This is a genomic window from Vibrio makurazakiensis (assembly GCF_050337375.1).
GTDB classification, from domain to species: domain Bacteria; phylum Pseudomonadota; class Gammaproteobacteria; order Enterobacterales; family Vibrionaceae; genus Vibrio; species Vibrio makurazakiensis.
Map to the genome: position 1 here is coordinate 1 of NZ_JAKJSW010000008.1, position 14,444 is coordinate 14,444.

The following is a 14,444-nucleotide window of genomic DNA, read 5'->3' on the forward strand; positions in this document are numbered from 1 at the left end:
CTCACTGTCTGTTTCCGTATCAGAAGCACTTAACGTCCCAGCAACTTCGTTGATAAAGTCTTCTTTAACCTGCCCAGAGGCAGATCCCGTAATTACTGGCGCGTCATCTGTACCTTGGATATTGAGTGAAATAAGCTGGCTGACAGTGCCACCATTTTGATCATCAATGAACNCCGTAAACGTATCACTGACCACTTCATCTTTGAGTAACACGCCTTCTGCAAGATCAAGTTGATAACTCCAAGCTCCGCTCGTGGCATCTACACTAATTTCACCAAAATTGCCGACCAGAGTTTGTACACCTCCAGTTAACGAAAATAAATGGGCGTCTGAGGCATCTACATCAACAACAGTAATTTCGCCTGATGCTGATGTCGTTAGGCTATCTGCATTAATATCACCCGATNCAACACTACTTCCCAACTCTACATTTGGCAGATCATTAGTTCCTGTTACTTCGAACTCAACGGTGATTAAATCGGACTCTTGTTGATCATCAGATACTTCAACGATGTAACTAAGTTGTAAGGTTTCTCCATACGCTAATGAATCTATGCCGGCATGGTTACTATCAAGCTCAAACTCCCATTCGCCCGTTGTCGAATCAACGGTGAGTTCTCCTCTCGCATCACTTTCTGTCACTGTCCATTTGTGTTCATCAGTCGAGTCAGGATCACCGCTATCAAATGTTCCTGAGATTGGTGTTGGATCGCCTTCAATCACGGGTAAAGTCGCGACTGCCACAATTTGTGGAGCGTCGTTAGTCCCGTTAATGGTGATATTAACGAATAAGATATTAGACAAGTCGCCGCTATTATCTTCAGCTTGCACTTGAATGGTATCAACGAGTGTTTCACCGATAGCTAATGCGTTAACTGCCATTGCAGTATCGTNAACTAGATATGTCCACTCCCCATTCYGGTTAACAACTAAATCACCGTATAAACCGTTGTGCCCCACCACTGAATATGTGACAGCGTCACCACCATCCGTTTCTGATGCGACTAATTGACCGCTGGCATTGCTACCCGGAGCCTCATCAACAACCCCATGAGCATCACCCGACAGCACAGGCGCGTCGTTAGTACCGGTGACAGAGACAGTAATCACTTGGCTGACTTCCTCACCTAAATCATCCGTTGCAAACACGACAAAACTTTCGGTTACTTCCTCTCCTTCTGCCAACGCTTGTAGATGAGGCTGGTCGTTATAGATAGTGTAACTCCACTCCCCGAAAGCATCGATGATGAATAATCCATATGTACCATTAAGACTTTTTGCGCCAAACGTAACGGTATCCCCATTATCAACATCATTGCCGACCAGCTCGAGCGTGTTTGTTAGTTGGTTATCCTCACTAAAGCTCGCTGATACATCGCCAGAAATAGTGGGAGATTCATTAACACCATTGATTGTTACAACGACATCCTTTTCTGATTCTAAGCCGTACAAATCACTCACTTTTACGGTAAAGGTTTCTTGCAATGGTGAAGAGTCTCGGCCATTAAGTTCTATCAAGGCTGCCAAGTTTTCATCAAGATCGTATGACCAAGTTCCGTGACTGTCTAAACTGAATGTTCCATAGTCTCCAGATTGAGATACGGCAGTCCATGTGTGGCTATCGTTATTATCAATATCTCCCGGAGAAAGTGCTCCGCTTATAGTCGAGGTATTGTTTGCATTGGTATTAGCGGTCAGTACCCCAGTAATGTCCGGCGCATCCTCATCGCCTGAAACATTAACTTCAATTTCTAAAAGTTGAGGTTCACCGTTATTGTCGACTACGGTTTTACCATTTTCGTCGACAACGTATAGCGTAAAGACATCTTGTACTTGTTCATTTTTTTGTAGTGACTGTACGGCATTACTGTCGTTATCTAAGGTGTATGTCCAAGTGCCATCCGCCGCGACCGCGATATATCCGTATTGGCCGAAGCCATCTACAAGAGTCCATGTAACGGTAGAACCAAGCCCAACAGGAATTGCCAGCGTACCACTGCTTGTTATAACGCCATCAGAAGCCATATCCTGAACATCCACATCTTCTTGAACAGATATGGTTTCAATCACCGAATTTGAAATTTCAACGTCTTCTGCCGCACCTTTCACGAGTATTTCGATTGTTCGAGTATCAGTCACTAACCCGTCAGATACCTCAACTTCAAAAGTTTCCGTGACACTTTGTCCTTGAGTCAGTTCATTAACTGCTGCGTTGTCTGACAAGGTATAAACCCATGCACCACTATCTGTATCTATGGTTATTTCGCCATAAACCCCTTGTTTTGAATTGGCAAACGGATCCGGTGAACCCTGAGTATTAATACTCCATGTATGAACGTCACTATTGTCAGCGTCATTAACACCAAGAACCCCTGAAGTTTGTGGTGCTACGCTATCTGCCACTTCTCCAACTTGAACGACCGAATCTAAGGCTGGCCCTGTAAGCTGACTGTCGGTGAAAGTGATCACAGGTTCATCATTAGTACCCATAATGGTCACTTCCATAACGTAATAGCCTTGGTTCGTTTCAATCTGCCAAGTTTCTATAACGCTTTCTCCATCAGCCAAGCTTTGAACAAGCTCTGAGTCGTTATCGAGTGTATATTGCCATTGTCGTCCCGCGACACCACTTTGCCCTGAACCATCAATGAGGGAACCAAATACTCCGCCAGATACCGGCGTCACAGAAGTAATGTTATTGTTACCCGATAAAACAGGTACCATCCCATCAACTTGGATGAGTGTGTCTTCTGTAACACTTGTGTTCAACGTGTCTAACGGTCCTGCACCTCCACCCACGCCACCACTTTCGTTTTGTCCAAGAACATCGATGTTGATTTCATGCCACGTCGACGTTCCTCCATCATTATCAGTTGCTGACACATAGAAAGTTTCCTGACCAATTTCACCCGCAATTAAATCTTGAGTATCTTGATCACTAGCGTCTAGTACATAGATCCATTCACCATTATTGCTTAACGTTAATACCCCATATGTCCCTAACCCATAATCCGCACTGCCAAACATACTTCCGTCTTCAATGGCCCAACTGACAACAGAGCTATCTTTATCGACATCGCTGGTAAGTAACTGTCCATCAGTTCGTCCATAACTACCCGAAGCGAAGGTATGTCCATCTTCAATGACCATTCCATAATCATCTCCATGAATCACTGGAATATCATTTATGCCTTGAACATTAATAGTCACATCTTGAGTAATCACACCGTAGAAGTCATCCACAGCAACGACGGTAAAGGTTTCTGTAGCCACTTCCTCACGCTTCATCGATTCCAGTAAGTCTTCATGGGCTGTAAATATCCAGCTACCACTATCATCAACGGCTAATTGGCCTAAATTCCCCACGTAATCTCCAGCAACAAAGCTTGGCGTGTCTAAATTATCAATATCAGACAAGACCATATTACCGTTGATCGTTGGGCTAGCTTGGTTCTCAACAAAAGTGCCGACCACGTCACCGCTTACGACTGGAAGATCATTAGAACCTTTGATGGTGATGACTACATCACGGCTATCAGTTGCGCCTTGACTATCTTCAACTTGAACACTAAAAGTTTCCGTTAATGTCTGATTTGGGTTTAACTTTTGAATATCTTCAAGCTGATTATCTAAGTGGTATATCCAGGCTCCTGTCGATGTCATAACAAAGCTGCCATAGTCTCCGACTAAACTATTTGGCGTCCAATTATGGTGATCGTCAGCGTCCGGGTCTCCATCATCGAGTTGACCAGTAAAACTGTTAACATCTTCTACTATCGTTTTCGTTACGTCGCCCTGAATTCTTGGAGAGTCATTATTCCCTTCAATACTGAGTTCAAACTCTTTTATCGATACTTTACCGAAAGCATCGACCACCTTGATTTGTACCGTATCTGTCAGGTTATCGCCTTCATCTAGCGTATTAACCTCAGACATACTGTTATTCAGCGCATACGTCCATTCACCGTTCTCGTTTACAGAAAAGTCACCGTAACTTGCCTGCATCACTACTGACCATGTTGCAGTGTCGCCGATATCAGGATCGCCAGAGCCAAACGTTCCTGAAATTTGATTTTGAAGGTCATCTTCAATAATGGTTGGGGTATCTCCGAGAACGATGTCGGGATCCGTATTGACCCCAGCTACCGAAATATCAATGGTGATCGTTTCTTCTAATCCATTGATGTCTGTCACTTTGATATCGAATGAATCGACTTCAGTCACCCCTGGCGGTATCGACTGTGTACTCCAACGTGTACTGTCGAGTTGATACGACCACATCCCCTCATCATTGACGCTTAATGTTCCATATTGCCCATCACTCAATCCTGCCTCGTTTTCATCGATAACTTCCCATGTATGGGTGTCGTTGGTGTCAGTATCGATAGCAAGCAGAGTGCCCGTCACTGTGCTTTTCTCAGGCGTCGCTTCAATGACACTTCCCGTTGTTGCACCAGTGATTGTAGGGGCGTCGTTTTGTCCCCAAATAGTAATGCTGATAGTTTCTGTGTGAGACAGATTATTAGATTGATTGGTGTCGTTACTGTCGTCAGTCACTTTAACAATAAAGGTCTCTGAAAGACTTTCTAATGGGAGTAACGCCTGAACCGTAGAGTGACTGTTTGAAAGGGTGTAAGTCCATTTTCCGTTTACATCAATGTCAATTGAACCGTACTGACCTTGGGTGGTTTGCAGCGACCACTGATGAGTGTCTAAGCCATCAACATCATTATGATTTAGCTGACCATTGGCAGTAATTACCAAATCACTGTCTTCCGTCACACTACCTATGATTACGCCATCAATTTCTGGCGCATCATTTCGACCTTTAACTGTCACTACGACTTTTTGCGTATCGACTTGGTTATGTTTATCGGTCACTTGTACCCAGAACTCTTCAGTTACTGTTTGGTTCAACGATAAAGCTTGAGTACTGTTTGCCTGTTGAGTCGTTGTATCTAAAGTGTATGTCCAAACTCCCGTCGAACTTAATGACAGTGAACCAAACACTCCGACAGAGTCACCAAGGATCTCCCATGTGTGTGACTCATTTACATCAGGGTCTCCAGTTACCAAAGTACCACTACGAGATTTGTTGCTTGAATCTTCGTGAATGGTCCGAGTCGAACGACCTGAAATCGATGGCGCATCATTCTGCCCCAAGATATCTATATCGATGTCATAAGTATCGGTGCCGCCATTTCCATCACTAACCACAGCAACAAAAGTCTGCTCATAGTACAGCTCACCCTGCTCAAAGGCTTGAACTGCCGCGGTGTCTACTGTGTATTCCCACTCACCATTTTGGTTAATAACAAGTGAGCCATAGTTTCCTTGTCCATTGCCTTGAATAGACCAAGTATGCTGATCCGAGATATCAACATCTGCAACACTAAGAACACCATCAGTCATCAATACTGAATCTTCAACTGTATGAGCACTATTATCACCGGAAATCACCGGAGCATCATTGGTTCCGAGAACCTCAATGACTATCTCCTGCTGTGCCGTTCCACCAAGCCCATCATCCACTCTAGCGATAAATATTTCTTCTACAGATTCCCCTGCTCCCAGTTCTTGGGCTGCTTGGTTATCCAACACATATTTCCAGTTGCCTGACTGATCGATTGAAAGCTCACCATAGGTCGAATTAGTTTCACCAAGTAAGCTCCAGGTATGAGATGCATTATTATCAATATCAAAAGCGGTTAGAGTACCCGTTGCTTCTAAAGCGTCCTCTTCTTTAACCGTATCTGAAACTTTACCCGAAAGGCTTGGTGCGTCATTCGTTCCTGTTATCGTTACCTCAATGGTATGTTCTGTCCCATCAAGCGATTCAACAACAAAGCTTTCTAGTTTGGTTTCACCTTCTCCCAGATACTGAACCAGATTGTTGTCTACCTGATATGTCCAATCACCATTGGCATCAATTTCCAAAGATCCAAGAGCACCAACACTTGCTGTAATAGAGTCCGTCTTAAATGAAGATTGGTTTTGATCAGCATCCACCACTCGTAGTGATCCCGTTTCTTCTAATGTTACCAAAGACTCATCTTCAACAAGCTCACCTATGGCATCACCGCTAATAACAGCTGTATCATTAACACCTGTTATTGTGACTTCAATGGTATGGGTTGTTCCATCAAGACTCGCTACTGTAAAACGTTCTAATTTTGTTTCTGCGTGGCCTAAATACTGTACTTTGCTGTTATCAACTTGATAATCCCAGTAGCCATTTCCATCAATAACTAGCGTCCCTAATACTCCATTTTCAGCAACCACACTATCGATATTGAAAAGCGATTCACCCTGGTCTTCATCTGTAACTACTAAACGACCAGAATCGGTTAATGTTGTTAGGTGCTCATCCTCAAGTACCGCGCCTTGTGAATCACCACTGATTACAGGCACGCCGTTTACACCAGTTATCGTGATGGTAACTGTACTCTCGGTTCCGTCTACACTAGTCAAGGTAAACAGCTCTGTTTTCGTTTCGCCCTCTCCTAAATATTGAACAGCTGAATCCAATACCTCATATTGCCAAGCACCCTCTTTATCGATGGTAAGCGAACCTAAAACACCGTCTGACGCCACCACACTGTCGACGTCAAATTCCGACTCACCTTGATCAACATCTGTCGCGACGAGCACTCCCACTTCTGTTAGTGTTGCGCCTCCACTGCCTTCAACAACGTCGCCAATGGCTTCACCAGAAATCACCGCTGAATTGTTGATTCCAGTAATAGTGATATCAATACTGTGCTCTGTACCATCAATAGTTGAAACGGTGAATGATTCTAACTTAGTATCGCCTTCACCAAGATACTGAACGGATTGATTATCGACTCGGTATTCCCACTCACCGAGCGCATTGATGGTGAGCGTACCTAACGCATCCAGCGGTGCTACAACCTTAGAAGGGTCAAATGCAGACTGATTTTGGTCAGCATCTACAGCAGAAAGAAGACCCGTATCTGTTAGTGTTGTGCTTGTTTCAGACTCTATAACAGCACCAATGGCTTCTCCGGTAATTACAGCAGTGTCGTTCACCCCAGTAATGGTTATTTCAATGGTGTGTTGGGTACCATCAATACTTTCTACGATAAAAGTATCTAGCTTAGTTTCACCCTCACCTAAATATTGCACAGTGCCGTTATCAACGGTGTAATCCCATTCACCATTTTCGTTGATGGTGAGTGAGCCTAACGCACCTTCTTCAGCTACGACGCTATCAACATTAAACAGGTTTTGATTTTGGTCGCCATCATTGACTATCAATACACCTGAATTGCTTAGCGTGGTGGCATGTTCGTCTTCTGTTACTTCACCCGCAGCATCACCTGTAATGCTCGCACCATCGTTCACACCCGTGATAGTGATTGTAATGGTGTGCTCTGTTCCATCTAATGAGCTAACAGTAAAGTCTTCAACTTTTGTTTCACCTTCCCCAAGATACTGAACCAGATTGTTGTCGACTTGATACGTCCAATCCCCATTAGCATCAATTTCCAAAGTTCCAAGAGCACCAACATTTGCTGTAATAGAATCAGGATCAAACTCTTCCTCTTCAGTGCCATCAACATCGGATATTCGTAGAGATCCGGTATCAACTAAAACGGCGGAATCATCTTCCACCACACCGCCTGAGTCATCGCCAGAAATGATAGCCGTATCATTGGTACCAATAATTTCAATCGTAATAGACTGGCTTGTTCCGTCGACAGTCTGAACGGTATAAATTTGAGTAATGGTTTCGCCTTCTTGAAGGTACTGAACCAATTCATTATCAAGTTCAAACACCCATAAACCATTCCCATCAATGGTTAACTGCCCTATCGCACTTTCTGGGCTAATCAATGTATTTGGTAAAAACGCTTCTTCATCTTCACCGTCGATATCGGATACATATAATTGTCCGGTGGTAGACAATTTCGGTACCGTATCATCTTCTTTAACTGACCCAGCAGCAGACCCAGTTATATTGGCAACATCATTGGTGCCTGTTATCGTGATCACGATATTATGTTCAGTACCATCGGCAGATTGCACTGTAAACAACTCTTCTTTGGTTTCGCCTTCACCTAAATATTGGATCAGCGCGTTATCTACGACATATTCCCACGCCCCAGATTCATCAATGGACAAGCTCCCTAAATGAGACGCTTCATTGGTTACACTACCTTGCTCAAATACTTGTTCTTGTACTCCATCTACATCAGAAATCGTTAATTGCCCGACCGCATTAACTGTTGGGTTATCACTGTCCTCAGTAACAGAACCAGAATCAACACCTGCGATTACTGCGGCATCGTTAGTACCAATGATGGTTATAGTGACCGTTTTTACTTCACTTTCTAAACCTTCATTGTCGACTGTTAGATAAGTGAACGTAACATCAAGTTCTGAATCAGCTGGTAGGTAATCAAAATCGTCCAGAGTATCAAAGCGATAAGAGCCATCACTTTCTAGCACCACAGCACCTTTCTCTGGTGCCTGAACCAACTCGTAGCGACTTATGGTGCCATCCACATCTGTGGATATTGGTAAATTTGACGTAAGAACTTGGTTCTCTTCAAGGGTAACTTCATCATCAAAAGCTATAGGAGCATCATTAATGGCTTCCAATAAAATTTGTACACTAGCTTGTTGCACGCTGTTACTTCCACCTGAGCCATCATCAACACTGTAACCAAAACTCCCCGCACTAGCTCCGTCTTCACAATCATCTGGGGCGTGGAAACAAACTTCAACCAACTGACTTTGCGTTAAGATCTCACCGATATTAATTGGCGTGCCATCCAAATGACTGACAAACCCTATAAAAGGAAGCTCAGTGACTGTGATAATTAACTCGGTATCATCTAAATCAAAAGGAGGGGTAACATCAATGAGGCTTGCCCCTGACTCTTCTCGATAAGTGCGAATTTCATCCGCTATAACTGGTGGCAGGTTAGTGTTTCTAAATTGCAAATCGTCGAAAAGGGTAAGATCTGGCGTATCCCATTGCTCTGCTCTTGCACTGGTTTCAAACAAAGTCTCTGCTTGCGCTTCTTTCCCGTCACGCTCGATACTTTCAGCCCTGGTCAGCCGACTACCATTGATACCATTAGCGGCAGGAGCCAGCTCTTCGAACAATGTAGGATCCAAGCCTTGTTCCAAAAGAGCTAAAAGAGCTTGTTGATCAACTAGGGGGGCTACTTGATCGTCAGAAGGCTCTATATTGTCGAATCCAATTTGTTCTAGTACGTCGTAATTATCACTAGAGATGAGGATATCGCCGGCAGCTGGCAACTCCCCTTCTTTAAGCAATTTAACATTTCCATTTGTATCAACTGCAATTTGTAATCCATCGGGTAACTGAATCAAGTTATTCATAGTGACTTCCTTTTTAGCTACGACGCCTGAACCTTTACAAAATTGGTTTGAAACAAGGCTTGGTAAGCTAATAAAGCAAGATATGCACCATAAAATTAAGTGTTAATAATCATAATCTTAAATTAAAAATTGTATATGTAGCGAGATTGAGAAGAAGGGTTTCTCAATTTGAGAATCAAAGATAAAGATGGAAGAAAAACGAGGAGTAATGATGAGAACTTGAGAGTAAATAAATGTAGAAAGTCCAACTCTGAATGGAATGTCCATATCCTTAAGGCTAAGTTTCTAACTGTCTTAAGGATGCCTGACTCTTCTTGTTTTGCTATATTAGTAAAAAATATAGGAGAAAAATAATGGACATTGTAAACGTTGGAACAAACGGCCCAGTAATCTTCTTCGGTCTTTTAGCATTTGGCCTTGCGGTCATTTCGAGCCTTGGCTGGGGTATGGTTAAATACTTCGAAGCAAAACAGCGCTAAGCGTGTAGATAAAACAATCTTAAAGGTGTGTTTGGAAAAAAGTGCTGGAACTGTGGATATTGTAAAAAGAGTTTATAACAGGGGATTCAGATAAACTTGGAGCGTGCAGCGGGAATCGAACCCGCATCATCAGCTTGGAAGGCTGAGGTAATAGCCATTATACGATGCACGCACATCGTCTTAACGAGATTGATAATGCCACATCTAACTGAAAACGAAACCTTTTTTTTAGATTTTTAGTCTAAGCGGCTATTTAACCAACATTACGTGCTTTTTTTAGCCGACCACATCACATTAATAGCGTTGTAATGNCACTTTATTCTTTCCTGTCTCTTTTGAGTGATACATCAATTGATCCGCATCGTGCAAGAAAATCACCTCTGGTTGAACTTTATAATAAGCGCAGCCAACACTGACCGTTATCGCTAAAGATAATTCCTCAAACACTATTGGTCGTTTACCTATACCATCACAGATACTTTGTGCCTTATCGAGCGCGACTTGCTTATCCAGCCCGTAGCAGACTATCGCAAACTCCTCTCCTCCAATTCGGGCAAACAAATCTTTATAATCTAGTGAGAGTTTTGCCCGTTCGACGACTTTTTTAATAACTACATCGCCCACATTATGTCCATACGTGTCATTAACTAGCTTAAAGTTATCGATATCAAAGACCATCAACGTCACAGAAGCTAACCCTATATCGATGTTCGACAGCTGGTTCATAAAATGACGACGATTACTGATCCCCGTGAGCTCATCAGTATTTGCCACTCGGTTCAACGTTCGGTTGGCTTTTTCAAGTTCTAAAGTACGCTCTTTAACCGTACTTTTAAGTTGGTATACGTAAAGAGCGATCATTAAGAACAGAACCAACATAGCACTAGGCAATAAGTAAGGCGGGTAAACCGTTTGGATGTGCATCCATTTACTCAAAATCTTCTCACGATCAGACCGAGTTAAACTCGAAAAGCCTTCGTTAACCGTAGCCAATAATTTTTGATTTCCCTCGGCTACTGCAACCTTAATGTCACCAGAGTAAAGAAACATCACAGGAACCATTTTCACTTTAGAACCTGATGAATATAAATAGAAGTTGGCAACTTGAGTGTCTGCTATAAATGCTTTTGTTTCTCCATCCATTGCCGATTCAATCATCAGTGAGTTATTGGGGAAAAGTGCCAAGTTCAAATTGGGAAAGTTTTTCTCGGCGAAATATTGCTCATAGCCACCTTTCACAACACCGACAGTGGCTTTCTCATCACTAGACAGAAAATAGTTCAAATCAGTCCCTACATACTCCTGCACCATAAATAGATGTGTATCAATGGAAAACAGGCTATCACTGTAATCAAAAAACTCTTCTCGTGGAGCTGACCACAAAAGCCCCGCATGTACGTCAGCTTCACCCGTTTTCACGAGTTCAATTGACTCATTCCAATCGGTCAGCCTAAATTCAACATCAACACCAGACTGTTGTGCATAAGCTTTCCAAAAATCGATTAAAATCCCACTTGGCTGGCCGCTTTCATCTATGAACGAAAATGGCTTCCAAGCTTTGGAGTTCGCAACCACAATTTTGTGGTCATCATGAGCCCGACTTACTCCCAGAGAGAGGAGTAATGCAGCTGTTACCATAACCACCGATACTAACTTAATGTTAAACACTACTGCCTCTCAATAGTCTTAGATTCTTTTTCTGGCTGAGGTAAATCCTACTGCCGTTCGCATGAACAAGTTAGCACCCGAATTTAGGCATCCTGTAGTGACTAAATAAGAAATGAGTTCGACACCAATTCAATCCAAGATTTACCTAAATAAACATTTTTGGATAACTAAATTAAAACGGTAGGAAACCTGAAAACCGTTTCAATAATGGCGATTGTTCTAAACACATTTAGCTGCTAGTTCAATGTTGCTCTAACTATTAGTTCACGTCCTACATTATTTTATAAACTAAGGAGTTATCCGCTTTATTAACAAATAGCTTAGTACAAATTACCTATGTGTAAGTTGTAGAATAAGAATCATTCTAAAAATGGTAAAAAAGTCCTATTTTATGAGGGTAAATTACTCGTCAATTGGTTTTAGCTCTGGTACATTTGCGGCACATTTTTGTACTGCGTAATTTGCTATGCCTTCCCAGTTCCGAATCAATAAAATTGTAGAGATTGGCGACACTCTTCATAGAAGTGGCTGTGCTCCCTACAAGCTAGAAAAGTACACACAGCACTACGCTCGCAAGCACGGTGTCGATGTAATGATTCAAGCGACCCCGACTGCTATTAACTATCAATTTCCAGATGACAATAACGCAGTAGTTTTAAAAAGATTAAAACCGGCTTCAATCAATTTGAGCTTGCTGGCAAATACCATTATTAGAATTAACCAACCAAGCAGCGAACCTGTTCCTGAACCTGTAGGCTATTCAAAATTTGTCAATGCTCTTGCAAACATGGGCATTCCGCCAGCGTATTTAATGCTAGTCGGTAGTACCCTTGAAGCAGTTGGATTTTCAGTCATTTTGGGATTGATGGTTTGGTTATGCCAGCAGGTTTGTCACTCTCGTCGTGCTATTGCAGCGGAGTTTATCTCGGCGCTTGTAACTGGCGTTTTCGTTGCGTACCTCGCAAGTACTGGCCTACCTATTCCAGTTTGGGCACTTTGTATTGCCGCCATTGTTCTTTTCGTCCCCGGACTTTCAATAGCCAATGCGCTAGAGTGCTTGGCGTTTAATGATTTAGTATCAGGAACTAGCTTACTTGGGCAAAGTGCCCTCACCTTGATCAAACTCTTCGTCGGCATTGTGATGGGGTTAAACATTGGTGAAGCCATTTGGGGACAAGCCGAATCTATCTCGTATACCAATGAAGTTCCGACATGGATGCACATATCAGGCTTACTCTTAATTTCGACTTCTATCGGGGTGATATTCAATGCACGCCCAATGGATATTTTGCTCGGTTTACCCGTTGCAGTTCTGGGTATGTGGGGGCCATTTTACCTGGGTTTTGATAGCGGATGGGTTGTTGGTACTTGGATAACGACCGTATTGATCACATTATATGGTACGTGGATTGCGAAGCGAATGGACTTAACGGGCTCCATTTACATCGTGCAGGGAATCATCATTTTAGTCCCTGGCAGTCGCGTTCTAGTGAGCGCAAGCCAATCGGTATTTGAGCAGTCTATTTTACCAATCCCTAGTATTGGTTTATCAGCGTTGTTTATGTTTTCGGCTATCGTCGCTGGTCAAATCACTGCCTACTCTATCTATTCACCTAAAGTCGAAAGATAGTGTAATTAAGCGCTATAGATAAATTAAAAACCACGAATAAAAAAGCCCTATTCAAATTCCGCTATTTAAGCAGCTTTTGAATAGGGCTCTTTGCCTCTATGTTTAGCTTTACGTTCAAAACTCCCTTTCCCTTTTTTCGCTTTTACTACTCTAGTTTTAAATAGTTGGCTTGTTACGACCGCTTTCAATGCATTATCTTGAATCTTTCCACGCTGTATATCATGTTCTAGCTGAACTAAAGCCGGTTGATTTTCACTTGCTGTAAGCCGCAAGTCTCGCTTCTTTTTACTCATATCAAATCTCATTTTCTTATTTATAAGCTACTTAATAATAACCCTACGATCTTATTAACTGCCTATTTATTGTAAGTTATTTTAACGCAAATTAATAAAAAACGTCATACCATTGTAACCTCATGATATTTAAGGGTTCAAAACTTTGATGGCCTCCAAATTTATCTAATTTCCCTCGTGACTATTCGTTGACTCTTGGTTGAATTGATTTAGACTCGTTAGCGGCTAGAAGGAAATTTCTTTGTATATAAACATTTCGCTGGATTACTCGTAACCCCGTTGTGTTGTACGCAATAGCAATCAACTTTTCCACGCTATCGGTGCCACAATCGGCGCAATACAACTAAAATATAATTAGGATATTTATCATGTCTAACACAGTTACTGGTACAGTAAAATGGTTTAACGAAACTAAAGGTTTCGGTTTTATTCAACAAGAAAACGGCGCTGACGTATTCGCACACTTCTCTGCAATCACAGGCGACGGTTTCAAAACTCTAGCTGAAGGCCAAAAAGTTGAGTTCACAGTATCTCAAGGTCAAAAAGGCCCACAAGCTGACAGCATCAAAGTACTTTAATTTAGTATTTAAAGCTTTCTAAAAATAGCCAGCATCTGCTGGCTATTTTTTTGTCTGCAGAAAGGCAATTTAGATTAGTACCCCTCAACCTACCCTTTTGGTAAACCTACGAGAATATAAACAATCGCATCTTATAGTCTTGAAAGCGAACTCTAGCTAGTGGTGAATCTCGCTACAAAGCCATCATTACCGTAAAACATAGAAGTCAGGTTGCTCAGCGACTTTCCAAAACTCATAAGAAGAAGGTGAATCCCAAGCTCGCTCTTTTTCTATTGACCAGATGAACGACATCCTCAGCTGCATGCGAGTAAGCAAAGTGTGTGGTATTCAAAGGGAACACTCTAATCAATGGTACTTCAGCACTTGCCCCATTTATGAGCACAACTGACCCAATGATTTTACTCATTTATCTCTTCATGAG

The 14,444-nt window shown here is 42.4% G+C and carries 5 protein-coding genes, 1 tRNA gene and 1 pseudogene; 3 read left to right on the forward strand and 4 right to left on the reverse strand.

All coding sequences use genetic code 11. The features are described from left to right. Window positions 1-9,375 (reverse strand): VCBS domain-containing protein (locus L4C33_RS00705; protein ID WP_428810570.1); only part of this gene is annotated, 9,375 nt, incomplete at its 3' end. 353 nt (window positions 9,376-9,728) lie between these two features. On the opposite strand from L4C33_RS00705, the gene L4C33_RS00710 reads away from it, so the two are divergent. After that, a complete protein-coding gene (locus L4C33_RS00710; RefSeq protein ID WP_428810571.1) occupies window positions 9,729-9,854 on the forward strand; it encodes a hypothetical protein in 126 nt (41 codons plus the stop codon). Between the two features lie 97 nt (window positions 9,855-9,951). Here L4C33_RS00710 and L4C33_RS00715 read toward each other — a convergent pair. Continuing rightward, a tRNA-Gly gene (locus L4C33_RS00715) sits at window positions 9,952-10,026 on the reverse strand. A gap of 122 nt (window positions 10,027-10,148) precedes the next feature. Then, window positions 10,149-11,492 carry a transporter substrate-binding domain-containing diguanylate cyclase gene (locus L4C33_RS00720; RefSeq protein ID WP_428810573.1) on the reverse strand — a complete coding sequence of 448 codons (1,344 nt, stop codon included), beginning with the start codon at window positions 11,490-11,492 and terminating at the stop codon, window positions 10,149-10,151. A 496-nt stretch (window positions 11,493-11,988) separates the two neighbouring features. Here L4C33_RS00720 and L4C33_RS00725 point away from each other — a divergent pair, with 496 nt between their 5' ends. Next, a complete protein-coding gene (locus L4C33_RS00725; protein ID WP_428810572.1) occupies window positions 11,989-13,152 on the forward strand; it encodes a threonine/serine exporter family protein in 1,164 nt (387 codons plus the stop codon). Between the two features lie 74 nt (window positions 13,153-13,226). On the opposite strand, the pseudogene L4C33_RS00730 reads toward L4C33_RS00725, so the two are convergent. After that, window positions 13,227-13,445, reverse strand: a pseudogene (locus L4C33_RS00730) (alternative ribosome-rescue factor A); the annotation flags it as partial. Between the two features lie 368 nt (window positions 13,446-13,813). Here L4C33_RS00730 and L4C33_RS00735 point away from each other — a divergent pair. Next, complete coding sequence (locus tag L4C33_RS00735) at window positions 13,814-14,023, forward strand: cold-shock protein (RefSeq protein WP_137375363.1); 210 nt, start codon at window positions 13,814-13,816, stop codon at window positions 14,021-14,023. The last annotated feature ends 421 nt before the right edge of the window (window positions 14,024-14,444 follow it).

Coding starts and splice junctions, on each gene's coding strand:
- L4C33_RS00710 (WP_428810571.1), top strand. CDS start 9,729: ATGGACATTGTAAACGTTGGAACAAACGGCCCAGTAATCTTCTTCGGT.
- L4C33_RS00735 (WP_137375363.1), top strand. CDS start 13,814: ATGTCTAACACAGTTACTGGTACAGTAAAATGGTTTAACGAAACTAAA.
- L4C33_RS00725 (WP_428810572.1), top strand. CDS start 11,989: ATGCCTTCCCAGTTCCGAATCAATAAAATTGTAGAGATTGGCGACACT.